The 26570-nt window shown below is 62.9% G+C and carries 21 protein-coding genes and 1 riboswitch; of the genes, 5 read left to right on the top strand and 16 right to left on the bottom strand.

The window, feature by feature from the left end:
* Window positions 1–62: 62 nt before the first annotated feature.
* Entirely contained in the window at window positions 63–1025 is a 963-nt protein-coding gene (locus GC425_RS08325) for a nucleoside hydrolase (RefSeq protein WP_151844667.1), read from the bottom strand.
* A 69-nt stretch (window positions 1026–1094) separates the two neighbouring features.
* On the opposite strand from GC425_RS08325, the gene GC425_RS08330 reads away from it, so the two are divergent.
* Window positions 1095–1841, top strand: a complete 747-nt coding sequence (locus tag GC425_RS08330; RefSeq protein WP_151844668.1) for a hypothetical protein — start codon at window positions 1095–1097, stop codon at window positions 1839–1841.
* On the opposite strand, the gene GC425_RS08335 is transcribed toward GC425_RS08330, so the two are convergent.
* Complete coding sequence (locus tag GC425_RS08335; protein ID WP_151842590.1) at window positions 1838–3127, bottom strand: adenylosuccinate synthase; 1290 nt, start codon at window positions 3125–3127, stop codon at window positions 1838–1840. The two genes, GC425_RS08330 and GC425_RS08335, sit on opposite strands and share 4 nt — an antisense overlap.
* A 200-nt stretch (window positions 3128–3327) precedes the next feature.
* Between GC425_RS08335 and GC425_RS08340 the strand changes: the two genes are divergently transcribed.
* Window positions 3328–4272 (top strand): hypothetical protein, encoded by a 945-nt coding sequence (locus GC425_RS08340; protein ID WP_151844669.1) that lies wholly within the window; start codon window positions 3328–3330, stop codon window positions 4270–4272.
* On the opposite strand, the gene GC425_RS08345 is transcribed toward GC425_RS08340, so the two are convergent.
* The 11 genes from GC425_RS08345 to gcvP all read right to left on the bottom strand — a co-directional run bounded on the left by GC425_RS08345 (window position 4269) and on the right by gcvP (window position 18373).
* Window positions 4269–5531: an aromatic acid exporter family protein gene (locus tag GC425_RS08345; RefSeq protein WP_151844670.1), complete on the bottom strand. Its 1263-nt coding sequence runs from the start codon at window positions 5529–5531 to the stop codon at window positions 4269–4271. The genes GC425_RS08340 and GC425_RS08345 overlap by 4 nt on opposite strands.
* 35 nt (window positions 5532–5566) lie before the next feature.
* Entirely contained in the window at window positions 5567–6607 is a 1041-nt protein-coding gene (locus tag GC425_RS08350) for an endonuclease/exonuclease/phosphatase family protein (protein WP_231699794.1), read from the bottom strand.
* A 43-nt stretch (window positions 6608–6650) separates the two neighbouring features.
* A complete protein-coding gene (fbaA, locus tag GC425_RS08355) occupies window positions 6651–7682 on the bottom strand; it encodes a class II fructose-bisphosphate aldolase (protein ID WP_151844672.1) in 1032 nt (343 codons plus the stop codon).
* Window positions 7683–7843: 161 nt separating this feature from the next.
* Window positions 7844–9004: a glycoside hydrolase family 76 protein gene (locus GC425_RS08360; protein WP_151844774.1), complete on the bottom strand. Its 1161-nt coding sequence runs from the start codon at window positions 9002–9004 to the stop codon at window positions 7844–7846.
* A gap of 166 nt (window positions 9005–9170) precedes the next feature.
* Entirely contained in the window at window positions 9171–9839 is a 669-nt protein-coding gene (locus GC425_RS08365; protein ID WP_151844673.1) for an RNA methyltransferase, read from the bottom strand.
* 93 nt (window positions 9840–9932) lie between these two features.
* A complete protein-coding gene (locus tag GC425_RS08370) occupies window positions 9933–10979 on the bottom strand; it encodes an AAA family ATPase (protein ID WP_151844674.1) in 1047 nt (348 codons plus the stop codon).
* A 103-nt stretch (window positions 10980–11082) separates the two neighbouring features.
* The gene (pyrE, locus tag GC425_RS08375) at window positions 11083–11634 is read right to left on the bottom strand and encodes an orotate phosphoribosyltransferase (RefSeq protein ID WP_151844675.1); all 552 of its coding nucleotides are present in this window, start codon (window positions 11632–11634) and stop codon (window positions 11083–11085) included.
* 21 nt (window positions 11635–11655) lie between these two features.
* Window positions 11656–13575 carry a hypothetical protein gene (locus tag GC425_RS08380; RefSeq protein ID WP_151844676.1) on the bottom strand — a complete coding sequence of 640 codons (1920 nt, stop codon included), beginning with the start codon at window positions 13573–13575 and terminating at the stop codon, window positions 11656–11658.
* 68 nt (window positions 13576–13643) lie between these two features.
* Window positions 13644–14027 (bottom strand): glycine cleavage system protein GcvH, encoded by a 384-nt coding sequence (gcvH, locus tag GC425_RS08385; RefSeq protein ID WP_151842597.1) that lies wholly within the window; start codon window positions 14025–14027, stop codon window positions 13644–13646.
* Between the two features lie 132 nt (window positions 14028–14159).
* Window positions 14160–15347 (bottom strand): glycine cleavage system aminomethyltransferase GcvT, encoded by a 1188-nt coding sequence (gcvT, locus tag GC425_RS08390; RefSeq protein ID WP_151844775.1) that lies wholly within the window; start codon window positions 15345–15347, stop codon window positions 14160–14162.
* Window positions 15348–15454: 107 nt separating this feature from the next.
* Window positions 15455–18373 carry an aminomethyl-transferring glycine dehydrogenase gene (gene gcvP / locus GC425_RS08395; RefSeq protein ID WP_151844677.1) on the bottom strand — a complete coding sequence of 973 codons (2919 nt, stop codon included), beginning with the start codon at window positions 18371–18373 and terminating at the stop codon, window positions 15455–15457.
* Between the two features lie 140 nt (window positions 18374–18513).
* Window positions 18514–18605, bottom strand: a riboswitch (glycine riboswitch).
* 282 nt (window positions 18606–18887) lie between these two features.
* On the opposite strand from gcvP, the gene GC425_RS08400 reads away from it, so the two are divergent.
* Together GC425_RS08400 and GC425_RS08405 are read left to right on the top strand one after the other, a co-directional pair.
* The gene (locus tag GC425_RS08400) at window positions 18888–19781 is read left to right on the top strand and encodes an SDR family oxidoreductase (protein WP_151844678.1); all 894 of its coding nucleotides are present in this window, start codon (window positions 18888–18890) and stop codon (window positions 19779–19781) included.
* A gap of 1107 nt (window positions 19782–20888) precedes the next feature.
* The gene (locus tag GC425_RS08405) at window positions 20889–21452 is read left to right on the top strand and encodes a hypothetical protein (RefSeq protein ID WP_151844679.1); all 564 of its coding nucleotides are present in this window, start codon (window positions 20889–20891) and stop codon (window positions 21450–21452) included.
* A gap of 62 nt (window positions 21453–21514) precedes the next feature.
* Here the strand turns inward: GC425_RS08405 and GC425_RS08410 are convergent, their stop codons facing one another.
* The 3 genes from GC425_RS08410 to GC425_RS08420 all read right to left on the bottom strand — a co-directional run bounded on the left by GC425_RS08410 (window position 21515) and on the right by GC425_RS08420 (window position 25715).
* Window positions 21515–22375: a sulfurtransferase gene (locus GC425_RS08410; protein WP_151844680.1), complete on the bottom strand. Its 861-nt coding sequence runs from the start codon at window positions 22373–22375 to the stop codon at window positions 21515–21517.
* 104 nt (window positions 22376–22479) lie between these two features.
* Window positions 22480–23850, bottom strand: coding sequence for a sodium/glutamate symporter (locus GC425_RS08415; protein ID WP_151844681.1), 1371 nt, complete (start codon window positions 23848–23850; stop codon window positions 22480–22482).
* A 344-nt stretch (window positions 23851–24194) separates the two neighbouring features.
* Window positions 24195–25715, bottom strand: coding sequence for an aldehyde dehydrogenase family protein (locus GC425_RS08420; protein WP_257823085.1), 1521 nt, complete (start codon window positions 25713–25715; stop codon window positions 24195–24197).
* 419 nt (window positions 25716–26134) lie between these two features.
* Between GC425_RS08420 and GC425_RS08425 the strand changes: the two genes are divergently transcribed.
* A complete protein-coding gene (locus tag GC425_RS08425) occupies window positions 26135–26536 on the top strand; it encodes an MmcQ/YjbR family DNA-binding protein (RefSeq protein WP_257823087.1) in 402 nt (133 codons plus the stop codon).
* Window positions 26537–26570: the final 34 nt, after the last annotated feature.

Below are 26570 nucleotides of genomic sequence, written 5' to 3' on the forward strand. Positions count from 1 at the left end.
TGCGTTACGTCAAACATGAAGCATTTCTTATGCTGTCATAACTATCGCGCTGCGTCCACCCCTCACGCGAACCCCAACACCACCCGCTCAAACTCCCGAAAAACGTCCTCCGGAGCCAGCTCCACCAGAATGTCCGCGTTGGCCCGCTCCGTATCCTCCCACTCCACGCTGGTCGTGCCGCGTCGTTCCCCCTCCACGTCCACGGTGACCCGCCCCGGCTTCGTGCGATGCTCCACCGTATCCAGCATCACCATCGCCGCGGCCAGGTCGTGAATCTGCGCGCAGTACCCCACGCCCACCGACTCGTGAAACTCGAAATAGAACCGCAGCGCGTCCTCCATCAGCCGCGCCAGGTTGTCCTTGCCGCTGCGCCGCAGCACCGACGCCCACCGCTCCAGCCGATCGGGCCGCAGCAGCACGCGCTCGGTGACGTTGAGCGGGCAGATCGTGGGCCGCTCCCCCGCCGCCGTGCCCGCCTCCGCTGTGTCCGCTTCCACCGTGCCGCGCAGCGCATGCGGGTCCACCCACGCGTTCCATTCCGCCGTTGCGGTGGTATTCCCTGGGTAATCGAACGCGCCGCACATCATCGTCACCCGCGCGCCGTGCTCTGCGTGGATAATATTCGACGCCGGCCCGGCCACCAACACCAGCTCCGCCCCCTCCCAGCTCGTGAGCGCTTCCGTGAGGTTGGGTTCATAGTCCTCGGCAGGTGTTTCGGTAGACCAGTAGCCCAGGCCCGTCGGGCCGTGGGTTTCCGGTGTGGTGGTGAGCTCCACGTGCTCCGGGGCGGCTGCGCCGGCAATGACGGGCACGTCCTCGGGAACGCGCAGCCCGCACGTCTTGAGAACATCCACGCTGTTGGCGGCGGCCTGCGCGGCCCCGCAGTTCCCGGCGCTGGTGGTGACCCTCAGACGGATACGCCCCTGCGCGTGGAGATGGCTGAGGTAGACGAGAGCCAGGGCGTCGTCTATCCCGGTATCAACATCAGCGACAACAACGGGGACGGAGGCGGCGGAGTCAGGCATGGGTTCCAGCGTAGTCGCGGGCGGGCTGGGTCGGGCGCGGTCGGGGCAGCGCGCACGTAGAATGGCGGCATGACGGGCCATGAAGTAAGTGGACACAGCAGGTGGGCGCGCAGAGGTGCGGCCGCGGTGCTCATGGGGGCGGCGCTGCTGGCGGGGGCGTGCAGCAGTGATGGCGCGGGCGGGGATTCGAGTGACGGCGCTACCAGCACCGTCACCGAATCACGGACGCACACGCAGACACACACCCAGACAGCGACGCACACAGCGACCACCGCGGCGCGGGACGGGGAAGGATCGGGCGAGGTGGCGTCGGAAACGGACAAGCCAGGCGCGACCATGATGGGCGAGGTATCCCTCGACGACCGCACCCAGCCCCCCGCGGCCGGGTCTCATTTAAGGCTCGTGGCGGTGCGGGTGGGGCACCACGACGGCTTCGACCGGGTGGTCATCGAGCTCGAGGGAACGGGGCCCGCGGGGTGGTATACCCGGCTCGGGAAAACGGCCGCGCACCAGGCCTCGGGGCACCCCATTAACGTTGCGGGGCAGTACGCGCTGGACCTCGGTGTGGAGATGACGCCCATCGACCTGGAGGAGGCGGCCCGGCAGGACGGGCGCATGGTGCTGAAGCCCGGGGTGCATCCGGGGACGGTCGCGGGTGACGGCGAGCCGCAGGACACAGTGGTGACCGAGGTGAACTACGCCGGCCAGTTCGAGGCCCGGTCGCAGTTCGTCATCGGGCTTACGCGCAAAGTTCCGTACTCCGTGACGTACCTCGACGGGCCGCCGCGGATCGTGGTGGACTTTAAGGCGCGCTAGCTCTCCAGCACGTCGTTGATGACGATCGTCTGGTCGCGGCCTGGGCCCACACCGATGTAGGAGATGCGGCAGCCGGACAGCTCCTCCAGGCGCTTGACGTAGGCCTGCGCCTTCTCAGGGAGCTCGTCGAAGGTCCGGCACCCGGTGATGTCCTCGTCCCATGCGGGCATGGTTTCGTAGATCGGGGTGGCGTGGTGGAACTCCGTTTGCGTCATCGGCATCTCGTCGTGGCGCACGCCGTCCACGTCGTAGGCCACACAAATCGGGATCTCGCCGATGCCCGTCAGCACGTCCAGCTTGGTCAGGAAGTAGTCCGTGAAGCCGTTCACGCGGGAGGCGTAGCGGGCGATCACGCTGTCATACCAACCGCAGCGTCGGGTACGTCCGGTGTTCACACCCACCTCGCCGCCTGTGGTCTGCAGGAACTCGCCCCACTTGTCGAACAGCTCCGTGGGGAATGGGCCGGCGCCCACGCGGGTGGTGTAGGCCTTGATGATGCCCAGCGACGCGGTGATGCGCGTGGGGCCGATGCCGGATCCCACGCACGCGCCACCAGTGGTGGGGTTGGAGGACGTCACGAATGGGTAGGTGCCGTGGTCCACGTCCAGCATCGTCGCCTGGCCGCCCTCCATCAGCACGTGCTTACCCTCGTCGAGGCCCTTGTTCAGTTCGTAGGTGGCGTCGATCAGCATGGGCTTCAGGCGCTCGGCGTAGCCCATGAAGTACTCCACCACGTCGTCCACGTCCACGGCCTTGCGGTTGTAGATCTTCACCAGGATCTGGTTCTTCTGGTCCAGGGCGGATTCGATCTTCTGGCGCAGGATGGATTCGTCCAGCAGGTCCTGCGCGCGGATGCCCACGCGGGAGACCTTGTCAGCGTAGGTGGGGCCGATGCCGCGGCCGGTGGTGCCGATGGCTCGCTTGCCCAGGAAACGCTCCGCCACGCGGTCGATGGCCACGTGGTACGGCGCGACGAGCTGCGCGTTGGCGGAGACGCGCACGCGGGAGGCCTTGGCGCCGCGTGCTTCCAGGCCGTCGATTTCCTCGAAGAGGGCTTCGAGGTTCACCACGCAGCCGTTGCCGATGATGGGCGTTGCATTTTCGGAGAGCACACCGGCTGGCAGGAGCTTCAGTTCGTACTTCTCTCCACCAACAACAACGGTGTGACCTGCGTTGTTGCCGCCGTTGGGCTTGACGACGTAGTCGACTTGTCCGCCGAGGATGTCGGTTGCTTTGCCTTTACCTTCGTCTCCCCATTGGGCTCCGACGACGATGATTGCTGCCATGTTGGGCTCATCCTTATAAGTTTTGTCGTATGTGGGCATGTCTGGGCATGCCTGTGCGGACGTGCGCGCATGATCTGTGAGTGCACACGTGTCCCGCCTGTACGTCTTGGTATTTTAGCAAGACTTGCACGTCCAGCGGTGTTAAGCCCCGCGGCACTGTCGCGGCCGACCCCTTGCGTCCGGGCGCTATTGTGGGAGTCATGTTGTTGTTGCTCAATTGCGGTGCGGCGGCCCAGCAGCGCCACGCTCGCCTCGCCCCGTCTCTCCCGTCGGACGCCGAGGTGCGGGACACGGCGGAGATCCCCACGCGCTCCGAGCTGAAGTTCCTGGATTCCTTCCCGGAGCGTTTTGTGGTGGGCTCCACGCCGTCGCTGGATGAAATTGCCGCGCAGCCCGACGTTGCCCACCTGGGTGCCCCGCAGCCTGATCCGCATACTGTCAGCGAGCCGGTGCGCATCGTTGTCTCTGGAACCGACGCCGCACTGTCCGCCGTGGTCACCAAACTGATGCGCATCGACGCGTTGTGGGTGGAGGTTGCCTACCTCCCTGTTCAGGACTCTGATGTGGCTCGCGCCTGGGGCATCGATGTGGACGCATCCGAGGAGGCTCTGGCGGATCAGGTGCGCACTCTAGTGACAGCTCCGGCCACGCCACACCCAGTGATCCGCGACGATCATGGCCTGGTGACGTTGGCGAAAGCCCAGATCACCGGGCCACTGAACGCTGATGGGGAGGCCGCAGAGCTGATCGGCGAGGTGATCGTGGACAGTAAGACCATCTACAACCACCTGGGGGCTCAGGGAACTGAGGGCGCTGAGGGCGCGTCTGCGTATGGTCCTGCCCATGATCTCGAGGGCTTCAACAATGGTGTGACAATGGTGCCAACGGCCACGGCCCCGGGCCTTGTGGCCACACCTCGGAAGCCACTGAGCCCTCGGGTGTCCTGGTCCCGACTGTTCTCCAGCCTGTCGGCCCGTGCACGGGCGGAGCGTGCACAGCCCACAGTCACCTCGGGGCGTGCGCTGCAGGCCGGTGGCGTGGATATGCAGGTCACGCGCGATGGGGTGCCGCATCCGCGGCCGCTCACCTCGGTGACGTTCTATCGCCACCTGCGCGATGGGCAGTTCGTGACCTTCAACCGCTAGTCCCACACCTCCGGCGGCACGGAGGGGCTCTCCACCGTGGGCGCCAGGGCCGCCATCGCCGATTCGTGGGAATAGCCGCACACCTCCAGCGTGTCCACGATGATGGACCGGATCTGCGCCAACACCACGGTGCCGGACAGCCCCGTGCCCTCGGCCACATCCAGGGTGCACTGGCCGGCCAGGCGCTGCAAGTTCCGGACGATCTCTGGAATCTCGACGGACTCGCGGCGCGTGCCGCGAGTCCCGCCTTCGGAAAAGACCGCCGAGAGGTGGCCAATTTCATTGGCCAGCTCGCTCAAGATGGAGTGCATCGCGGGCGTGGGCTCCACCCCGTCGGACACCATCACCACCGCGCGCCGGGCAAGCACCCGCGTGTTACGCATCGTGTTATCCACCGGCCCCAGCGTCCGGTTCATGGTGCGGGTGTGCCGCTTGGCGTTCCAATACAGCGGGCTGACCGCCACCATTTCCGCGCCGCCGCCAGCCTGGTTGAGCATGTTGTTCACCGCGGCTTGGGTGCCGCGGGCCTGCTGCAGGGCTTCCTCGATCAACCCGTAGTCCATGCGCTTCATCCCGGTAGCCACGTCATCCAGCACCAGGGCCGCCTTGGCAAGAAGCTCGGACATGACGTGGCGCGCGGGGCGCAGCGGTGAATTGGGAATCAGGGCCATGACCAGGATGCCGAGGAGACCGCCCACTAGGGCGTCGATCATACGTCCCCACGTGTCCTCCGAGCCCGGCGGAATCAGCGTGGCGATCAGCACGCCCGTGTTCGCCGACTGGGTGGCAACAATCACGCCCTTGTCCACGAAGCTGGCGATGATGATCCCTAAGAACACCACCAGGCTGACCTGCCAATAGCCACCTCCGATGAGGCCGATGACCACGTCGCCGATGCCGATGCCCACGGCCACGCCCAGCGTGAGCTCGAAGGTTCGCCGGGTTCGCCGCCCGGCGGACACGCCCAAGCTGATGACGGCGGCCATCGGGGCGAAAAACGCATTCTCGTGGCCGAACACGTTCTCCGCGATCAGTAAGGCCAGCGCCGCCGCAATGGCTGCCTGCAGCGCGAAGATGAACTTCTCCCGCACGCGCATCGCGCCGCGCTTCGGCCACTGGCGCGTGAGCGTTTGCGCGGCACTGCGCACGCCCGGCGCGCTGGAGCGGATGAAACGGCGCAGCCGAGCAGCACGGGACGAGGGATCCACGGGATCGTTGCGCCGAGATTCGTCCCAGCTACTCTGCTTGTGCGTGCTCATGGTCTACATTGTGCCATCTGGGTCCTACAGCCCAGTTAGTCCTTCTTCCGGAACGCGATGTCAGCCCACACTCCCAGGTGGTCCGTGCCGCTGACACGGAATGTGCCCGCGTCCCCACAGGACCCGGTGGTGAGGATGTGATCCAGGCGGATCACCGGCGCGAAGGCGGGCCACGTGGGGCGCGCCGCCGCATGTCCCGTGCAGTCCGTGGTGTTGCTGAAGTCCCTCATGCGCGGGTGCCAGCGGGTGGCGTTGAAGTCTCCCATCAGCACCACGTCGGTGGTGCGGTTGCGCTGCGCCGTCCAGGACTGCAGCCCTTCCAGTTCCTCGTCCCAGGCCTTGCGGTCCTCTGAACCCACGGGGGCCACCACGTGCACGCCGGCGAACGTCACGGGAACTTCGGCCACGGCGCCCGCCCTGCTACCGCGGAAATGCCAGCTGGGCGTGTACACGGTGGGCATTTGGAAACGGGTGACGTCGGCGTCCCGGGCAACATCGGCGTACTCATGATTCGCCTCGGGCTTCTTCTCCGGGTCTACTTTCTCCGCCTGCGTGACCAGGGACGCCAGGCGCCCGTCCGGATTGGCCAGAAGCACCACACCATCGGCGCCGCCGCTTCCCGGCTCTGCGTTACTCATCGCCACGAAGCCCGTGGCGGCGGTCACGCGCCGGATCTCATCCGGGGTGGTCTCCGAGAGGGACACGAGATCCGGCTGGAGTTCGCGAAGTCTATCGACGATGGCTCCGTCGTCGGCATTTCCCAGGGCGGTATTGAGCGCCATCACGCGCACGTTCGGGTCCGGGCCGAACCAGTTCAGGGTGCCGATGCGCGGGGCGATCACCACCACCAGCACCATCACCGCCAGCACGGCAAGCGCCCGGCGCGCGCGAACAATCAGTGCAAGGCCAAACACGGCCAAGATGCCGCCCACGAAGGCGCTGGCCTGCAACGCCGGCAAGCCCGGCAGCACCTCGGTGGCCTTGGGCCACAAGGCGGTGGAGGTCCACAGAAGACCGCCCACAGCCAGGATCGCGCCGATGATCGTTCGGCTGCGCGCTAGCTGGGGCGGTCTCATCACACTTGGAAGTATATCCGCTTCACGCAGGGTTGTGCGGGTTTTACTTCAGGGACGTACCAGCGGAGTGAAGATCCTGGCATGCCTCCACAACGCGCACGGACATAGCCTCTTCTGCCTTCTTCAGGTAGGAGCGTGGGTCGTAGGCCTTCTTGTTGCCGACCTCGCCGTCCACCTTCAGCACGCCGTCGTAGTTATCGAACATGTGGCCAGCCACAGGGCGGCTGAACGCGTACTGCGTGTCAGTGTCCACGTTCATCTTGATCACGCCGTAACGCAGGGACTCCTCGATCTTCTCCTTCTCGGAGCCGGATCCGCCGTGGAACACGAAGTCGAAAGGCTGGGCACCCTCAGCCAGGCCCAGCTTCTTGGCGGCAGCCTTCTGGCCCATGTCCAGGACCTCTGGGCGCAGCTTCACGTTGCCTGGCTTGTACACGCCGTGGACGTTTCCGAAGGTGGCGGCCAGCAGGTAGCGGCCCTTGTCACCGGTGCCGAGGGCGTCGATGGTCTTCAGGAAGTCCTCTTCCGTGGTGTACAGGTTCGCGCCAGCCTTGGCCTCCACGCCGTCTTCTTCACCGCCGACCACGCCGATTTCCACCTCGAGGATGATGTTGGCCTTGCGGGACTTCTCCAGCAGCTCCTGCGCGATCTCCAGGTTCTCGTCGATCGGCACGGCGGAGCCGTCCCACATGTGGGACTGGAACAGTGGCAGCTCGCCGGCGTCGACACGCTTCTGGGAGATGTCGATCAGGGGGCGGACGAAGTCGTCCAGCACTTCCTTCTGGCAGTGGTCGGTGTGCAGAGCAACGTTCACGCCGTAGTGCTTGGCGGCCTCGTGAGCGAACGCTGCCAGTGCGCAGGCTCCTGCAACCTTGTTCTTGACGTTCAGTCCGGAGCCGAACTCCGCACCACCGATGGAGAACTGGATGATTCCATCGGATTCCGCATCAGCGAAGCCCTTCAGCGCTGCGTTGATGGTTTCGGAGGAGGTGCAGTTGATGGCTGGGTAAGCGAAGCCGCCTTCCTTGGCCTTGTCCAGCATGTCGCGGTAGACGTCTGGGGTTGCAATAGGCATAGTGTGTCCTCACCTTGCTCCGCGGGTTTCGCCCACGGGTCATGTCTGGTCGGGAAAAGTTAGGTTTTCGCTATCCGATTATGCCTTGTTTACCCATTTAATGTTGCTGCCGGCATCCCCGCGTGTGGGTTTTCCCCCGCCTTTGGGGGCTCTTCCACGGCCTAATCCCACAGCCTGACCGCGGCCTCCATCAGCATCCAGCCGGACAGCTGCACGGACATATCCCGCTCCGCAATATCGGAACTGCTGACCGCCCCGGCGATAGTGGATCCCACCAGCCCGCCGGACTGCGGCATCACCGCGTCCTTCGTCCAATCCGCGCCGAACACGGGCAGTCCATCAATCTCCAGACGGTATCGCCACGCCGATTCTGCCGTCCGTAGCACCATCTGTCGTGCTTGCGCTCGTGCCTGATCCGATTGATGACCCGACGACGCCAAGGCGTTCGCTACCACAGTTAAGTACCGCACCAGGATTCCGTTGAACAGGCCGCCGTCGCCGCCACCCGTCTGGAAATGCAAGACTCCGTCGTCGGTTGTGCGTTTATCGGCGATGGCCTGCACCAGTCCGTGGGCGCGGGTGATGTGCTTCATCCCCACGTCGGACACCTCGCCGGGCTGCACTCCGGCAGCGCGGCGTTGCGCATTGGCCAACTCCACCAGGGCGCCCAACATCACGCCCTGACAGTAGGGGTGGATCGCAGTGACGATCTCCGGGCCGTGCATGCGCATACGCATGCCGTCCATCACCAGGCCGTCGTCGTTAATCAGATGATCGAAGGTCCAGTCCACCAGCGTTTCGGCCAGCTCCAGGTTACCGTTGCGGGCGGCGATGATGGCGGCGGGCCCGTTCGTGGGGGTGTTGTAGAAGGTTTCGTTGGTACGCCACGGCAGCACTCCGGTGAGGGAGTCCACGCCGTCGTAGATGTTGTCGATCAGCTCGGCACGGCCGCGCGGATCACCCAGCTTCTGCATGTCCGCCACGCGCCCCAGGGCCAGGGCCAGCCAGGCCTTGTCATCGTAGTAGTGGTTGGCCGTGAGCTTGGACAGGTTGCGCACCTTGATGCCACGGATCTGGCGGCGGATGCGGTTCAGGCGGGCCTTGGTGGGGCGGCGGGTCGCCGCATCCACCATGTTGTCCAGGAGGTGTGCCTGCCACCAATAGTGCCAGCGGACGAAGAGCTTATCCCTGGTGGTGGGCGGCCAGGCGATCACGCCGAGGGAGGTGCCCGGGATTCTCCACAGCGAGGAGAGGTGACGGTCGACGACCGCCTGTTCTGAGAGGTCGGCCCGGTGGTCCCATTGTTCCTTGGCGTTGTGCATCACAATATTCAATTGTGCCTGAGGTCACGGGGTTTCTGCCACCGTCCAGCGCGTCCTCCACCAGCGCGACGAACACTTGATTTGTGTGAACACCGGAGGTGCATACAAGTGGGTCCACGGCACGAAACCTGATTCTTCGCCATCGTCACGGCGCGAGGGTCGGGGTTTACCAGGCCTTATTCAAGTCGGCATGCGCGCGTATCCACGCGTGCATGGCGATACCCGCAGCCACACCGGCGTTGATGGAACGCGTGGAGCCGAACTGCGCGATGGACACCGTCATCCGGGCCGCCGCTTGAGCCTCCGGCGTAACTCCCGGGCCTTCCTGGCCGAAGAGCAGCAGGCACCGCTCCGGAAGCTCCGACGTTTCCAACGGAACAGACCCCGGGGTGTTGTCCACGGCAACGACCGTCAACCCCTCGCGGGCCGCGAACTCCAGCACATCATTGACCGTCTCATGGTGCTGTAGGTGCTGGTAGCGGTCCGTCACCATCGCACCGCGGCGGTTCCACCGCCGCCGCCCCACGATATGCACGGTGTCCACCGCGAAAGCGTTAGCGGTGCGCACGACCGTCCCAATATTCGAGTCATTTTCGAAGTTCTCTATCGCAATGTGGAGCTGGTGGCGTCGGGCATCAATATCGGCGACGATCGCATCGCGGGACCAATAACGGTACGCGTCAACCACGTTGCGGGTATCGCCGTTGTCCAGCAGGTCGGGATCGTACTGCGGGTCCGTCGGCCGAGGCCGGCCGGGGTTCTGCTGCTCCCACGGGCCCACGCCCACCGGATGCGGGAACCACTCCGTGGGGCCTGGCTTGTCCTTATCGCTCATCTCTTCCACTCCTCATGCCTTGTGCTTTCGGCCACCCTAAGCGTAGCCAGCCGGCAAGGCGGGGTGGCTGTGCGGGTCGGGGCCGCGGACTGCCTAGCTCACCCGGCGGCGACTAGGCTGATTGCGCAGATACTCCCCCAGGTACGGCAGGGTGAACTCCAACAACCCTCGATCCACCGGCTCGATCAGTTCCTTGTCGATCAGGCGTTGGCGCAGGTCAGACATGCTGGTCACCGCACGCCCCATGCAGGCAGCAATCTCGGAAATCTCCGCGCGTTCCGCCGCGTCCGACATATCGCCCTGCGCTGTGGCCTGTCCTGTTGCTGGTACTGTGGCCTGCGCCGTGGCAGCCATGCACTGGAGGAACTCCTTCTGCCGCGCCGGAAGCCCCTTGATCGATGGCTCGTGCACTTGCTCCCCCAGCGTCTGGATGGCGTCTGCGCGGATCGCATCCACCGCCTCAGTGTTGATGACGTGCTGGCCGTGGCTGTGTGCGCGTTTCCAAGCAAGGAAGCCAACGAGCTGAACCAAATACGGGTACCCACGCGACAGAAGCGCGGCTTTGACCGCCGCATCATCCGTGAACTCGATGCCGCTACCGCTGCAGGTTTCCCGGAGGACGTATTCTGCGTCGTCGCGAGTCAGCCCGCCCAGCGTGAACCGCTGAGCACGTCGCATAAAAGTAGTGCCGGGCAGGGAGAGGAGCCGCTGCACTCCTTCCGAAAGACCAGTCACAATGAGCGCAATGTGCTTCTCATCCTGAAGAAGCATTTGATAGGCACCCGCGATCTCTGCGAGGTCCGCGGGATTCGCGTCCTGCACCTCGTCAATGGTGATCAGCACACCGGTCCCGTGGGGTTCCAGTTCCTGGATGAGCTCCCGGAGCCGAAGCTCGAGGGTCGCGGTTGGCTGCAGACTCTGCGTCCGCAGGCTCACCCAACCGGCTGATTGCGCGATGTCCACAAGCTCGTTGACCAGGGCAGTCTTTCCGATACCACGCGCTCCGTCGATGACGAGCGCACGCGCAGGCGATCCTGGTTCCCCGGCGATTGCTTGCTCGAAATCGTGCAGCACGAGCCCACGGCCTCGCCACACCCGTGGCGAGATTCCGAATGTGGGACGGAAGGGATTTGTGGTCATAACCTTAGACTACACGAACCGATAAACCGATAAACCGATAAAACTTCACGAGCCGATAAACCGATAAAGCGCTAGCCGGTGAAGTTCTCAGCCCACTGACGCCCTAAGCCAGACCCAGATCCTCCAGCCCCAGCAGCGAGCGGTACTCCACGCCCTCAGCCTCGATGACATCCTTCGCGCCGGTCGCGCGATCCACCACGGTAGCCACACCCACCACCACGGCTCCGGCCTCCTTCGCCGCGGCCACTGCCGTCAGCGGCGAGTTGCCTGTCGTGGTGGTGTCCTCCACGATCAGCACCTTCTTGCCTTCAATATCCGGTCCCTCGATCCGGCGCTGCATCCCGTGCTTCTTCGCTTCCTTGCGCACCACGAACGCATCCACGCCGTCACCTGCGTGCATAATGGCGGTGGCCACGGGGTCCGCACCCAGGGTCAGGCCGCCCACGTGGGCGTAGTCCCAGTCGCTGGTGAGTTCGCGCAGCAGCTCACCGATGAGCCTAGACGCCTCCCGGTGCAGCGTCGCGCGGCGCAAGTCCACGTAGTAGTCGGCTTCCTTGCCGCTGGACAGGGTGACGCGGCCGTGCACCACGGCAAGCTCCTTCACCAGTTCGGCCAGCCGGGTCTTCTTCTCGTCGTTCACGTGTGGGGTGGTCATGATTGTCCTTATAGGTTGTGTTTAAAAGTTGTTCTTGTTGTGGTTGATGTCCACGATTTCCGCGTCGACCGTCTCGATCTCCACCGGCTCGATCGGCTCCGGGCGGGCATGCCGCGCGTCCGGTGCGCGGTGCTTGCCCGTATTTTTCTCCCGACGCCGACTCGCCAGCACATCCGCCTGTGTCATCTCGTCACGGGGTTCCTCATCCTGTGATCCCGACGCCGCCGCGCCACCCACTTCCTCACCCGGTCGATCGAACTCCGGCTCAACATAATCGACGTCGGGTTCGTCCACATCATCGAAGATGGTGGCCTTCGTGCCCGCGTCCGCACGGAGTACGTGCGGGCGCTGGGCGGTCGACGGGCTGATGTGATCGGGGTCCTCCCCAAGTTTCGGGAGGGTGTGGGTTTCCTCCGTTAGGTGGCTGGCGGAGTAGTCCTCCATGTCCCCTTCGGTGCGGGAGCGGGCTCGCGTGGGGAATACCACCTTGGCTGCGGGGCGGGTGATGTCCGGGTTGTGGGGGTCGGGCACGCTGGTGTGAGCTGCGCCGGCCGAGTCAGTCGAGGCAGTCGAGCCCGCCGGGTCTGACTCGTCGGCATCCTGATCGGTCTCACCACTGCCGGTCTGATCGCCATCGGCCTCATCACCAGCAGCCCCGGAGCGATCGGCGGAGGCGCCGGAACGGTCAGTGTGTGCACTGTTCGCCCCAGCGTCCGGCACCGCCCGCAGGTAACCGGGACGGTTCTGAGCCGCACCGTCAGCGGTGTTCGCTGCCGCGTCGCTTCTGGTTTCAGCGCCAGTCTCGGCCACTACCTCGGAGCCCGTTTCAGCCTCTGTACCAGCGGCTACCTCTGCCCCTCTCTCAGCACCTGCCTCCCCTGCCGCGGCATCCTCTGCCGCAGCATCAGGCAACTCGAAGTGAGAGTCCCGCGCCGTGGCGATGCTCCACTCACTCCCCGGAACAGCCCGCGTGGGATCCGCCCGCTCAAACTCGAGCGGCACGTTGGAGTACATCGGCGGCAGCACCATCGCCGCATTGGCCATGTGGAATTGGTGAGGCAGAATCTGATCCCACACGCTGGTATCTAATTTGCGGGAGATGCGCACATACAGCCAGCGGCCCTGCCACTCAATATGGTCTGCCACCTGGGACAACGCCGCCAGGCCGTCCAACACGCGATAGTCCAGCATCCGGTCCAGCGCACGGATGTCATTGGTAAAGGCGAAGTAGGGGTCATGGTCACACCGCTCTGCGCGGCGCAGCCCGTGAGGCAGTTCCCCGTGCACCGTGTACACCACGTGCGCGGGGCTCGGCTCCGCGCGGCGCATGGCCAACACCGTCGAGCGATTCACATCCCCGATGATGACGGGGTAGCCGCGGAAGAAACCACTGACGACGTCCCGGAGAACCGGGGTCTCCCCGCTCTCCTGTTCCACTCGGCCCAGCACCAGCTGTGGCCAGTCTTCGGCCACGTGGGCGTCCGTCTTGACGTATTCACACTCGTGCGCCTGCGCCCACGCGCGACGCTTGCGCCGACCCCCGGACAGCACATCAAAATTTTTCGACGCCGACGCCGCATCGCGCTCAGCAGACCGGTCGATCTCCAGCACCCCAGCAGGGGTGTTCTCGATAATCTCCTCCATCGCCTCAGTGGGAGCTACCTCGGGCTCCAGCCCCAGGTACTCCTCCTGTGGCGCCGCATCAGGGCCGGATGCTCCCGCCGAACTGGCGCCAGCCTGCACACCGTGATGATCGGCTGCAGCCGGATCATCCGAGGCCCGCTCTGTCCCCCGCGAGCTGTGCGAACGCTCGCTGGTGGGCGTCGGTATAAAGGACGAAGAATCACCGCCTCCACCTTGTGAACGCTGCCTGAGCAACAGCCACACGGCAGCAGCTACAAGGACAAGCCCCAACAACAGGGCCACAACAGGTGAAGTCATGGTGTTAGGATACCGTGCTGCCCCTACAACACCAGCGCGGGGCAAACACAGGTACTCACAACAGGCGGTTACTCATTCGCCTCGGCGTAGGCCTCCGCGTCCATCAGATCGCCGGACTCGGTGACCTTCACCTCGTACAGCCAACCCTCGCCGTAAGGATCCTCGTTCACCAGACCAGCGTTATCCTCCAACGCCTCGTTGATGGCCACGACCTCGCCGGACACGGGAGCGTAGATGTCGGACACGGACTTGGTGGACTCCACCTCGCCAAAAGCCTCGCCGGCCTCAACCTCAGAGCCCACCTCAGGCAGCTCGACGAACACGATCTCGCCCAAAGCCTCGGTAGCGATGTGGGTGATGCCCACGCGCACGGTGGCACCCTCCTCCACGGCGTTGGTGTTGACCCACTCGTGCTCTTCGGAGTACAGGAAATCTTGTGGCAGTGCGGACATAGTCTTCTCCTCTTGTGTGGAAGCTGCTCAACGAAACGTTGAGCAGGTGTTTTCGGTTGATCAGATTACACCACGCACCGGCGGCGGCGCGTGGGTGTTCACGTCGGTGTGAGTGTGTGGCCGCAGTGGGCTTTAGCGCTCCCGCTTGTAGAACGGCAACGCCACCACGCGGTAAGGGAAACGCTTGCCGCGGATGTCGACCTCCACGGTCGCACCCTCGGACGCCGTGGCGGACTCAGCGGCCTCCTTCGACACATACGCCAGCGCAACAGGGTGCCCCAGCGTCGGAGACAATGCCCCCGAGGTCACATGGCCAATGGAGAACTCGCCCGGGTTGCCGTCCTCGCCCGCAGCGAAGACCTCGTAGCCACCGCGAGCAGCGCGGCGGCCCTCGCCCACCAGGCCCACCAGCGTCTGCTTCGTGCCCTCTTCCTTGGCAGCCACAATCGCGTCGCGACCCACGAACTTATCCTTCGACTTCGTCGCAGCCAGCACGCCCAGACCGGCATCCACCGGCGTGAGATCCAAGGACAGCTCGTTGCCGTACAGCGGCATGCCGGCCTCCAGGCGCAAGGTATCACGGCAAGCCAGGCCGCATGGCAGGCCACCCAGGCGATCCGCCACGGTCATCACGGTCTCCCACACCACCTCAGCGGCGTCGTTGGCCACGATGATCTCAAAGCCGTCCTCACCGGTGTAGCCCGTGCGGGCCACAATCGCCGGCTGACCAGCAACAATGCCCTGGAACGCGGCGTAGTAGCCCAGCCCATCGATGGCGTCGTTCACGGTCGTGCCCGCACCGGATGCCTCAGGAGAGTCGGTGACATTGTCCACGACCTCCTTCATCACCTCCGTGGCCTTCGGGCCCTGGACGGCCACCATCGTGGTGTCATCGGACTCGTTGTTCACGGTCACGTCGAAGCTGACCGTGCGCTCGTTCAGAGCCCGCACCACGGGGGCCACGTTCCCGGCGTTCGGCACCACCAGGAACTCGTTCTCGCCCAGGTGGTAGGTGATCAGGTCGTCGATGATCCCGCCATCGCTCTCGCAGATCATGGAATACTTCGCCTTACCCACCGGCACGGCGGACAGGCGGGAGATCAGCGCGTGGTCCAGAAACTCCGCAGCCTCCGGCCCGGTCACGCGCACCTCTCCCATGTGGGATAGGTCGAACACGCCCACGTTCTTGCGCACCGCGTGATGCTCATCCAGCTCAGAGGTGTACTTCAACGGCATGTCCCAACCGCCGAAGTCGGTGAAACGTGCGCCCAGCTTTTCGTGCACACCATGCAGGGCAGTGTGCTTGATGTCCTTGCTCATCATGCTCCTTAAGTGTTCCTAGGCTTTCTAGTGTCCTAGTCTTTCTAGCGTTACTAGTGTTCTTATTCTTTGTTCTGAAGGCCCGTACTCTTCAGGCCCGCCAGCCCCTACAGGTTCTCCGCAATGTCCTCAATCGGCGGGCAGGAGCACACCAAGTTACGGTCACCGTAGGCGCCATCGATACGGCGCACCGGCGCGAAATACTTGTCCACGCGCAAGGACGGCACAGGGAACGCGGCCTGCTCGCGAGTGAACTTTCCGCCAGATACAGCCTCGTCGAAATCACCACGGATCACCGAGTACGCAGTAAACGGCGCGTGACGCAGAACCGAATCCTCAGCCGCAACCGCGCCATCAATGACCTCCTGGATCTCGCCGTGGATGGACACCATCGCCTCGATGAAGCGGTCCAGCTCCGCCTTGTCCTCGGACTCGGTTGGCTCCACCATCAGCGTGCCCGGCACAGGGAACGCCAAGGTGGGAGCGTGGAAACCGTAGTCCATCAGGCGCTTGGAGACATCCTCGGCGGTGATGCCGGAAGCCTTCGTCAGCTCTCGCAGATCCAAGATGCACTCGTGGGCAACCAGGCCGGTCTCGCCCGTGTACAGCGTTGGGTAGTACTCCTCCAGCTTGCGGGACACGTAGTTGGCGTTCACGAGCGCCATGCGGGACGCCTCGGTCAATCCCTCGTCGCCCGTCAATGCGATGTAGGACCAGGTGATCGGCAACACGCCGGCCGAACCATACGCCGACGCCGACACGGGCTGTCCCGTTGCCGCGCCGTGGGCGTCGTCGTGAATATCATCCCGCGCGTCCGTGGGCAGGAACGGAATCAGGTGCTCAGCCACACATACAGGGCCGACGCCTGGGCCTCCGCCACCGTGAGGAATCGTGAATGTCTTGTGCAGATTCAGGTGGGAGACGTCTCCGCCGAACTCCCCAGGCTGAGCCAATCCCACCAGGGCGTTCAGGTTCGCGCCGTCGATGTACACCTGTCCGCCTGCGGCGTGCACCTTCGAGCACACCTCGCGGACCTGCTCCTCGAACACGCCATGCGTGGACGGGTAGGTGATCATGATGCCGGCGATGTTCTCACCGTGCTTGGCGATCTTCGCATCCAGGTCGTCCACATCGATGGAGCCGTCCTCCGCATTCTTCACCGCAACCACCTTCAGACCGGCCAGCGCGGCACTCGCCGCGTTCGTGCCGTGGGCGGAGGCTGGGATCAGAATCAGGTTACGCTCGTCATCCCCGCGGGACTGGTGGTAGCGGGCAATCGCCAACAGGCCGGCGAACTCACCCTGAGAACCAGCGTTCGGCTGGACAGACACCTTCGCGTAACCGGTGATCTTCGCCAGGCGTTCCTCCAGGTCAGCGATCAACTCCAGCCAACCCTGAGCCTGCTCGGCCGGAACATGAGGGTGGATGCCCGCAAAGCCTGGCCAGGTGATCGGCTCCATGGACACTGCCGCGTTGAGCTTCATCGTGCAGGAACCCAGCGGGATCATCGTGCGGTCCAGGGCCAGATCGCGATCCGCGAGCTTCCGCAAGTACCGCATCATCTGCGTTTCGGAGGTGATGCTGTTGAAGATCGGGTGCGTGAGGATCTCATCCTCACGCAGCACACCAGCCTCCGCCAACGGGCCGTTGTCCGCCGTGAAGTCCGCGGTGTTAATGCGTGCGGAAGTTCCGGACAAGATCTCCACGAGCTCTGCGATGTCCTGATCCGTAGTGGACTCGCCCACGGACACACCCACGAACTCGTCATTCACGCGGCGCAGGTTGAAGCCAGCATCAGCGGCTCGGGTGAGCACCTCGTCCACGCTGTCATGACGCACCGTGACCGTATCGAAAAAGGTATCGTGCGCCACGGTCAGACCAGCCTCAGACAGCGCCACAGCCAATGCCACCGCGCGACCATGCACCGCCGTGGCGATCTCCCGCAGGCCACGAGGACCATGCCACACCGCATAAAAACCAGCGACCACAGCCAACAGCGCCTGAGCCGTACAAATATTGGACGTTGCCTTATCGCGCCGAATGTGCTGCTCACGGGTCTGCAGCGCCAAACGATACGCAGGAGCACCCTCCGCATCCACAGACACACCCACAATGCGGCCCGGCAACTTACGCTGCAACGCCTCCGTACACGAAATGAAGCCCGCGTGAGGACCACCGAAGAACAGTGGCACACCAAAACGCTGCGCAGAACCCACAGCAATATCTGCCCCAGCCTCACCCGGAGACATCACCAGCACCGACGCCAACAGATCAGCAGCCACCGTCACCAACGCGCCGGCCTCCTTCGCCGCCGCAATCAGAGGCTTCAGATCGCGAACCCGGCCCGTCGAACCAGGGTTCGACAACACAACACCCACCAGGTTGTCGTGATCCGCGAAGGAACGAGAGGTGTTGGCGTCGTCATCAGAAAAATCAACAACCTCGACCGCAATCCCCGCAGCCTCAGCCCTCGCCAACGTCACCGTGATGGACTGCTGGTGCAACGCAGAATCCAACAGCACCACGCCACCATTCTTGAACGCCTTCGCATTGCCGCGAGCCATCAGCTGCACAGCCTCAGCCACCGCAGTCGCCTCATCCAGCAAAGACGCACCCGCGATCGGCAGACCCGTCAGGTCCTGAATCATGGTCTGGAAATTCAACAGAGCCTCCAGGCGGCCCTGGGAAATCTCCGGCTGATACGGGGTGTACGCGGTGTACCAGCCCGGGTTCTCCACCACGTTGCGGCGAATCACGGCCGGCGTGACGGTGTCGTAGTAACCAGCGCCAATCAGCTGCTTCTTCTGCACATTCTTATCCGCGAAAGCGCGCAACGCGGCCAGCGTCTCGGTCTCATCCAAGGCGTCCGGCAAGCCGATCGGGGCGGACTGCTTAATGGAATCGGGAAGCGCGGCCTCCGCGAGCGCCTGGGAGGATTCGTAGCCCAGGAAGTCCAGGATCTCCTGGGTATCTGCGGGGTTCGGGCCAATGTGTCGGTTCGTGAACTCGTCGTGAGATGTTGCCATGAATTACGCCTTAGAGTTGTGGGTTGTTCTTGGGTTGTTCAAGGTAGGTCCATCCCCTCGCTCTGTCGCTGATACCTGAGAGTTTTGCTCCTTCGGTGGCTTTTCGACCTACGACTGCCGAAAGCGCTTTCCAGAGGTGCCTGACTGTGGCGGTACGGGTGCCTGAGAGTGTCTGAAGGGTTGTTGCTCCGTCGGCGGCCGGCGCGGGCCGGCCCTCTCCCACCGCAGCTCATAGCGGCGTATGTAGTTGTGTGGGTGCGCGGTGCGTCCTGCGCGGTCACCGCGTCCAATTCTATAGTGTTCGACCTCACTTCCGTAGACCTCCCGCAAGACCACCTCCGCTCCATCCCCCCTGCCCTCCCTTTTCCCTACACACCTCCCTACAAATTGTTCGATCAAAACGCCATTTTTCGCCCAAAAACTGGCGTTTTGATCGAACATTTTGTGTGTGGGGCGGCCTGGAAGTTTTCCCAACTCCGCCCCAGCCCCACCTCCATGCGCCACAATAGTGTCCATGACAAAACTTCCATTCTCCCGAACTCTCAGCCCAACCCTCCGCAGCCCCGCGCTCCCCTCTGTCGCGCCCGCCCCCGACCGCACCGGACGCAGCGTCGCGGTGGTCACCGGGGCAACATCGGGCATCGGCAAAGCTGCCGCCTCTTCCTTATCCGACGCCGGCTTCCATGTCATCGGCACCTCCCGAAACCCAGACTCCGTGTCTGACCGGCACCCTGGAGTGCACTACGTCGCACTTGATTTGAGTGATCCTGACAGCATCGAGGCCTGCGTCGAAGATATTCACGCTCACGGTGACGCCCCTGCGGTGCTGGTGAACAACGCAGGCGAGTCTCAGTCCGGCCCGTTCGAGGAGCTTCCCCGCGATGCGCTGGAGCGGCTGTTTCAGATCAACGTGTTGGGGCAGGTGGAGCTCACTCAGAAGCTTTTGCCGTCCATGCGCGCAGCAGGTCGTGGTCGCATGGTGATGGTCGGTTCGATGCTGGGGAGTTTTCCGCTTGCGTTTCGGTCCAGCTACGTGGCCTCGAAGGCGGCCATCAAGGGGTTTGGTTTTTCTCTGCGCCGCGAGGTGCGGCCTTTTGGAATTGGGGTGTCCGTGGTGGAACCCGGCTCGATCAATACGGGGCTTTCCCAGAGGCGGACTAAGTATGTGGATCTCCAGGGGCCGTATGGAGCTGAGTTCAGCACGATGCTGAACACGTTGGACGCCAATGAGGCTGCGGGTATCTCCGCGGAGCGCGTCGCTGAGGAGATCATGAAGGCGGTTCTGGATGACGCGCCGCGGCCGCTCTATGCCGCAGGCTCAAAGGCCGGTCTGATCTTCCCTCTGTCGCGGGTGCTCCCTCTGGAGACCACGCACTGGCTGCTCAACAAGGTGCACGGCCTCTCCTAGCTCAGGCATAGGAGACACAAATTGTTCGACCAAAACGCCATTTTTCGACCCAAAAATGGCGTTTTGGTCGAACATTTTGTTGGGCAGGCGCGTGCCAGCTGAACCGAGGGTAGGTAGACCGGGCGCAGCCTGTCACTACCCTGGCGCAGATCTACCTCAGCCCGACGGCTGCAAAACCAACGGCCGCGCACCCAACAGCCCGCACGCCCGACAGCCTGGAGTTATCCACAACCTCCCCACCACAAAGCCAAAGTTTTCCACAGTAAAACCTAGTTACTCACAGAGTTATCCACAGAACACTCCTCAAAACCCACAGAGTTATCCACAACGTCCAGAAGGCGGCTAATTTCCTCCAGAAAACACCCAGTTATCCACAGGCTCGAAAACTCCTTCTTCCCCTCAAGGAAACTTCGTGCAATTGTTCAACCTATGAACACACTTCCGCAACTACCCTCGCCACAGCCTCCTCAGCACGAGTGGCACAACAGTCGCCGCATTCACACCGCGCCGCTCCCAACAATAGTTCCTATAACCAGCGCAGACTTGGCACGCCTCCACAACATCAACCACCCGGAGCGTAATCCTCAATTCCTTCAAGTTGTCCATGGAGTCTGGATTTCTCGCGAGGCGTTCACCCAGGCTCCCAACCCCCACTCTCCCAATCCCCATTCTCCGACCGCCGGTTCTCCCAACCCCCACTCTCGCAGCACCCAGCCTCATCCAGGCACCACCCCTCACGCACTCGGCAGCGCAGACTTAGACCCAGTCTCCCGAGCTCGGGCTTATTTCCTCTCCAATCCCAGCGCCACGGCCAGTCATTTTTCTTCACTAGCCCTTCATGGCCTCAAGTATTTCGTTGATCATCAGCCCACGATGTTCTTCACTACTTGGTCTTCCCAACGAGTTGGGCATGGGGCTGAGAAATGGTTGGGGCTTCGGCGTCGACGCCCTCATAGCCTCCCTCTTCACCACGTCCACCCGGATCCTGCTTTTCCGGATTTACAGGCTGTCCCTTTGTCTATTGCGTTGGCCGGGTGTTTATCGAGTTTGGAAAGGCACGCCCCGGAGGTGGAGATTCTGCGGTGGCCTGTGCCTCGGATTCCGGACATGAGCAGCACTCTTATTAGGCAGGTCCAGCTGGCGGATGCGGTGATTCATCTGGCACAACATACTCTCTTGCCTCCGGGCGAGGGCACCAATGCTCCCATTCATGGCCATTGCAATCAGAATCTGTTTCGAAAGGTGATGGATGTGTCCTGCTCCGGGGCGGAGTCGCCGCCGGAGACGATTCTGCGGCTGATGGTTGCCCACGCTGTCCGAGACAGGGGCCTGCTGTGCCTGACTCAGGTTCCCGTGTTCAGTGGCGGCATGCTGGTCACCACGGTTGATGTGCTGGTGATGGATGAGCGCTGGGCGCAAACCGTTCGGGCGGAGGGGATTGAGCTGACGTCGTTCGCGTGGGAGTCCATGGCGGCGCACGTGCTCGCCTTTCAGTACGACGGTTCCCATCACCTAACCCGTGAGCAACGCGATAAGGATCACTATATTTCTTCTGTGTTGCGCAGTTTTGGGATGAGGGAGTACCGGGTCACGGCGCCCGCGCTTCGTTCGTTCGGCGAGTTCATGCAGGCCTTCCCTCTCTTCAAGCCCCACCACACATTGTTCGACTAAAACTCCATTTTTCGACCCAATTTTGGCGTTTTGGTCGAACAATTTGTAGAAAGCAGAGAGGATCAGCCTCGCTCGATCGGCCGCTTCGCATCTGACGACCACTGCGACCAACCGCCCACATAGTGCCGCGGCGCCGGCAACCCCGCAGCCTCCATCGCCGCGATAAACAGGGACGAATGCACGCCTGATCCGGAATACACTGCGATCTCCGTATTTTCTTCGACGCCAAGCTCACCCAAAATCTTCCTCACCCGCTCCGCTGGAAGCACGCGTCCGTTGGATTCTTGCAGAACGTCCGTGGGGATGTTCACGGCTCCGGGGATGTGCCCTGCTTGGTGGTCGACGTTTTCTTTGAGTCCTTTGAAGCGCGCTTCGTCGCGGTTGTCGACCAGCATTTTTCCTTGGGCGAGCCAGTCTTCGATCTCATCGACTTCGAGTGTGGGCATGGATCCCGGTGTGACGGTAACATTTCCGCGTCCGCGCAGGGCTCCGATGCCGCCGGCGACGTCGCCGCCGGCGGCTTGCCATTCTCCGGTTCCTCCGTTGAGGATGCTCACGTTGTTCACTCCGGCCCAGCGCAGGATCCACCAGGCGCGGGCGGCGTAGAGATTGGCACCTGTGTCGTAGATGTAGGTGGGTCGGTCTGTCATCACTCCCCAGTCGTCGAGGTAGCGTTGGAGGTCGTTGATGTCGGGGATGGGGTTGCGGCCGTGTTGTCGTGAGGGGATTCCGGCGAGGTGTCGCAGGGGGTTGCAGAACATTGCACCGGGGATGTGTTGGGTGACGTAGGCTTCCCAGGCGCTGTTTTCGGTTTTGGCCCAGTGGGAGTCGATGATCGTCATGCGCTGGCCGTGCTGGAAGTGGTGGTATAGCTCGGTGCCGGTGATGAATGGGGTGGAGGGGTTGGTGGTGCTGGTGCTCATAGTGGCTTAGCTTATCCTTGTTGGCTTATCCGTGCGCGGTCATCATCAACTCATGGCTTCGTAGCCGGTTACCCCGGCTGTTATCCAGCCTGTTATCCCGACTGCTATCCGGCCTGTTGTCCGGACGATTGACCGCCCTGCTTCCCGCTTTGTTTCGGCAGCCATCCAGAAAGTATCGGGAACAGGAAGATTCCCACCCCGGCCACCAACGCTGCCCCTCCCAGGCCGAACGTGAATCCGGACACCACCGCGATGGGCGCCAGGATCGTCATGCCGATTTCGAAGGGAGCGAATCCCACATAGGCCACGCCGTAGTCGTTGAGGGTTCCGGATTTCAGGTCGGGATCCACGATCTTCAGCAGGGCGATACCGGTGGCGACGGCGGCGGTGGCCCAGCCCCAGCCGAACACGCCGCGTTCCAGCCACTTTTCTCCGAAGAAGAGTGGGGAGATGTAGCGGAAGAACACGAAGCAGTACGCCAGGCCCAGGAGGAACAGCACCAGCAGCGGCAGCCAGTAGGAGGCGATGGCCGAGGGGACGATGGAGGCCACACCGAAGGCGATCAGGTAGTCGGTGGATCCACCGGAGATGGACTTCACGGTCTGTGGGTTCAGGTACTCGGGCCGCTTGATGACCTTGAGCCCCAGCACTCCAAGGATTCCGACCACGAAGGCCAGCGCGAACAGCGGGATGGACACGTTGGGGAATTGGTGTTGGATGGCCTGCTGGATGAAGTAGGCAAACATCACGGTCATCATGATGAACCCGAGGTGCAGGGCCAGCGGCTCAATGGAGGAAGGGTTGGTGGTTGCCTTACCGATGGAGGGTTGCTTCTTCGGGTCTTCGATGGCTCCGGAGAGCAGCTCCCAGGGCAGTTCTTTCGGCAGGGTGTTGGCGCGGCCGGATTTGATTCCCCAGTTGGCGAAGATGATTCCGCCCACAATCGCGGCGAGCGTTCCGACCGTGGCGGACATGAAGCCCAGGGACATGGCGGCGTCCGCACCCACTCCGTCCAAAGCGCCTCCCACGGCCGCTGCGGTGCCGAAGCCTCCCACGAATCCGACGGGCAGCATCATGCCGAACCAGTCTTCCGTGCCGAACAGTGGCTTGAACAGGAAGATTCCGAGCAGGATGAAGATGGCCCATTGCCCCAGGAACATGGAGGTGGAGTAGGCCCACATGTTGCGGGCCTTCTTCATGTCGCCGGATTGGAAGCTCATGGAGTACGGCATGGAGGCGAACACGATGGCGATCAGCAGGGTGGAGTAATCGCCGAGCGCGTTGGAGAAGGGCATGATGCCCAGCACCTCTGGCCCCAGCAGCAGCCCGAGCAGTCCCGCGATGATGGGCGACGGGATGAGCAGGTTGCGGAACCATGTGAAGTGGCGCCTCATGAAGGTACCGATGATCATGAGGATGGAGATCAATCCAATGTCCGTCATGAGGGTAAATGCGGTGTATTCAGAGTCACCCATGGTGGTCTTGTCGCTTTCTGCTCTGTAGCGCCAGCACGTCTGTGTGTCGTGCGCCCGCGCCGCCTGGTTCGTTGCCGACCCCGATACTACTGTCCCGCCCCTACATTCATCATCTTCGCTGTGCGATGTTCGATTTTTATCCGACGCCCAACCTCACTCCCCCACGCTTCTCTCCCCGCATCCGCATCCTCATTTAAACGGCTCGAGCCGGCCGCGCAGCACTCATCAGTTCATGCGATGATCCGGATCCCCGTCTGAGCGGCTGCTCACGCGCGCCACACCGCAGGCGCGGCCTGCACGCGAGCGGCTCACCAGAGCCGCTCGCGTGCCAACCCCTATCTGGATCAGAAGAAGCCCATGGGCTTCTCGTCGTAGGACCACAGCAGGTTCTTGGTCTGCTGGTAGTGGTCCAGCATCATCAGGTGGGTTTCGCGGCCCAGGCCGGACTTCTTGTAGCCTCCGAAGGCTGCGTGAGCTGGGTACTGGTGGTAGTTGTTGACCCACACGCGACCGGACTGGATTTCGCGGCCTGCCTTGTAGGCGGTGCGTCCGTCACGGGACCATACGCCGGCGCCGAGGCCGTACTCGGTGTCGTTGGCGATCTCCATGGCTTCTTCGAAGGTCTTGAAGGTGGTCACGGCGAGCACGGGGCCGAAGATTTCCTCCTGGAACAGGCGCATCTTGTTGTGGCCCTTGAAGATCGTTGGCTCGATGTAGAAACCGCCATCGCGGCCGTCGATCTGGTTGACGTTTCCGCCGGTCAGGACCTCTGCGCCTTCTTCTGGGCCGGACTTCAGGTAGCCGGTGATTTTGTCCATCTGCTCCTGGGATGCCTGTGCGCCCATCATCACGTCGGTGTCCAGTGGGTTACCCACCTTGATGTTCTTCACGCGCTCGATGGCCAGAGCCAGGAACTCCTCGGCGATATCCTCGTGGACCAGTGCGCGGGATGGGCAGGTGCAGATTTCGCCCTGGTTCAGGGCGAACATGGCCAGGCCCTCCACGCACTTTTCGCGGAAGTCATCGTCCTTGTCCATGATGTCTGCGAAGAACACGGATGGGGACTTGCCTCCCAGCTCCAGGGTGACGGGGATCAGCTTCTCAGCCACGGCTTTGTTGATGATCTTTCCGACTTCGGTGGAGCCGGTGAAGGCGATCTTTGCGATGCGGTCGGTGGCCGTCAGTGCTGCACCGGCTTCGGTTCCGAGGCCGTTGACGATGTTCAGCACACCTTCTGGCAGTACCTCCTGGATGAGCTCCACGAGCACCAGGATGGATGCTGGGGTTTGCTCGGCGGGCTTCAGGACAATGGCGTTTCCGGCGGCCAGCGCTGGGGCGATCTTCCATGCGGCCATGAGGATGGGGAAGTTCCATGGGATGATCTGGCCGACCACTCCCAGTGGCTCGTGGAAGTGGTAGGCGACCAGATCTTCGTTGATCTGGGAGGTGCGGTCTTCCTGCGCACGCAGGGCACCTGCGTAGTAGCGGAAGTGGTCCACGGCCAGTGGGAGGTCTGCTGCCAGGGTTTCACGGACTGCCTTGCCGTTGTCCCAGGTCTCTGCCACGGCGAGCATCTCGAGGTTCTGTTCCAGGATGTCAGCGATCTTCAGCAGGACGTTGGAGCGGTCTTGGACGCTGGTTTTGCCCCAGCCTGGTGCTGCCTTTTCGGCGGCGTCGATGGCTAGTTCGATGTCCGCTGCCTTGGAGCGTGGCACTTCACAGAACTTCTGTCCGTTGATGGGGGATACGTTGTCCATGTATTCGCCGTCAACGGGAGGCACCCACTGGCCTCCGATGAAGTTTTCATAGCGCTCCTTGAAGGTAACAAGCGAGCCGTTGGTTCCTGGGTCTGCGTAAACAGTCATCTGCGATCAAGCCTTTCTGTGATGGTTCAGCGCCACGTGTAGACCTGCATGAAGTTGCGCGCTGCACCACGCTCGCGTGTGTGCGATGGTGCTTATCAGCCGCCCACTTCAGCAGTTATATGGCACACCCCACAAATTACAGACAATTGTGAGGTGCGTCATTACTTTGATGTGCTGCTTCACCCGTTCGACGCCCGGCTAAGTATTTTCGCAGAACTTATTTGAACCCAATAGTGCTGGATACGGCAGTCCTCCCCGTACATCAACGGGGGTACCTCTCCTACCCTTCCGCTTCCTCTTCCCATCTCCTTCCGTGTCCCTTCTACTCTCCTTTCGCACCCAGCTGAGACACCGGCTGAGACACCAGATAAAGCGCCACCCAAGGACACATCCCCCACCGATTCTTTTACACTTGGCCCATGACTCCCGAAGAACTCGTCAGCGTTTCTCACCAGCACGCGCTGGAGTTGCCGGCAACTTCTCGTGATCAGCCTTTCGGCGAGGGTTGGGATGCCTATCGGGTTCGCGGCAAGATTTTCATGATCCGCGCCCACCCACACTTTAATCCGGCGCGTACACAGATGATCATTCTGAAGGCGATCCCGGACGAAGGCGTGAGCCTCCGGCAGCAGTATGACGAGATCACCCCTGGGTACCACATGAATAAGACGCATTGGAATAGCGTGGTGGCTGGCCCCGGCATCAGTCCGGAGTTAGTGAAGGATCTGATTACCGATTCCTACTTGTGCGTTGTGGACAAGCTGCCGAAAGCGAAGCAGCCGGTGGATCCTTTCAACCACCGGCTCACGCAATTTCTCTAGGCCGCTCCTCGGCCCCCTAGTCCCCAGACTCGGG

The organism is Corynebacterium sp. zg254, assembly GCF_024701495.1.
In the GTDB taxonomy this organism is placed as follows: domain Bacteria; phylum Actinomycetota; class Actinomycetes; order Mycobacteriales; family Mycobacteriaceae; genus Corynebacterium; species Corynebacterium zhongnanshanii.

Bases quoted from the DNA above. Each gene is read 5' to 3' on its own strand.
- GC425_RS08345 (WP_151844670.1), bottom strand. From the start codon at position 5,531: ATGAGCACGCACAAGCAGAGTAGCTGGGACGAATCTCGGCGCAACGAT.
- GC425_RS08425 (WP_257823087.1), top strand. From the start codon at position 26,135: ATGACTCCCGAAGAACTCGTCAGCGTTTCTCACCAGCACGCGCTGGAG.
- GC425_RS08335 (WP_151842590.1), bottom strand. From the start codon at position 3,127: ATGGCAGCAATCATCGTCGTCGGAGCCCAATGGGGAGACGAAGGTAAA.
- gcvT (WP_151844775.1), bottom strand. From the start codon at position 15,347: ATGAGCAAGGACATCAAGCACACTGCCCTGCATGGTGTGCACGAAAAG.
- GC425_RS08405 (WP_151844679.1), top strand. From the start codon at position 20,889: ATGAGCAGCACTCTTATTAGGCAGGTCCAGCTGGCGGATGCGGTGATT.
- gcvH (WP_151842597.1), bottom strand. From the start codon at position 14,027: ATGTCCGCACTGCCACAAGATTTCCTGTACTCCGAAGAGCACGAGTGG.
- GC425_RS08400 (WP_151844678.1), top strand. From the start codon at position 18,888: ATGACAAAACTTCCATTCTCCCGAACTCTCAGCCCAACCCTCCGCAGC.
- GC425_RS08340 (WP_151844669.1), top strand. From the start codon at position 3,328: ATGTTGTTGTTGCTCAATTGCGGTGCGGCGGCCCAGCAGCGCCACGCT.
- GC425_RS08325 (WP_151844667.1), bottom strand. From the start codon at position 1,025: ATGCCTGACTCCGCCGCCTCCGTCCCCGTTGTTGTCGCTGATGTTGAT.
- pyrE (WP_151844675.1), bottom strand. From the start codon at position 11,634: ATGACCACCCCACACGTGAACGACGAGAAGAAGACCCGGCTGGCCGAA.
- GC425_RS08410 (WP_151844680.1), bottom strand. From the start codon at position 22,375: ATGAGCACCAGCACCACCAACCCCTCCACCCCATTCATCACCGGCACC.
- GC425_RS08380 (WP_151844676.1), bottom strand. From the start codon at position 13,575: ATGACTTCACCTGTTGTGGCCCTGTTGTTGGGGCTTGTCCTTGTAGCT.
- gcvP (WP_151844677.1), bottom strand. From the start codon at position 18,373: ATGGCAACATCTCACGACGAGTTCACGAACCGACACATTGGCCCGAAC.
- GC425_RS08360 (WP_151844774.1), bottom strand. From the start codon at position 9,004: ATGCACAACGCCAAGGAACAATGGGACCACCGGGCCGACCTCTCAGAA.
- GC425_RS08420 (WP_257823085.1), bottom strand. From the start codon at position 25,715: ATGACTGTTTACGCAGACCCAGGAACCAACGGCTCGCTTGTTACCTTC.
- GC425_RS08330 (WP_151844668.1), top strand. From the start codon at position 1,095: ATGACGGGCCATGAAGTAAGTGGACACAGCAGGTGGGCGCGCAGAGGT.
- GC425_RS08370 (WP_151844674.1), bottom strand. From the start codon at position 10,979: ATGACCACAAATCCCTTCCGTCCCACATTCGGAATCTCGCCACGGGTG.
- GC425_RS08365 (WP_151844673.1), bottom strand. From the start codon at position 9,839: ATGAGCGATAAGGACAAGCCAGGCCCCACGGAGTGGTTCCCGCATCCG.
- fbaA (WP_151844672.1), bottom strand. From the start codon at position 7,682: ATGCCTATTGCAACCCCAGACGTCTACCGCGACATGCTGGACAAGGCC.
- GC425_RS08350 (WP_231699794.1), bottom strand. From the start codon at position 6,607: ATGAGACCGCCCCAGCTAGCGCGCAGCCGAACGATCATCGGCGCGATC.
- GC425_RS08415 (WP_151844681.1), bottom strand. From the start codon at position 23,850: ATGGGTGACTCTGAATACACCGCATTTACCCTCATGACGGACATTGGA.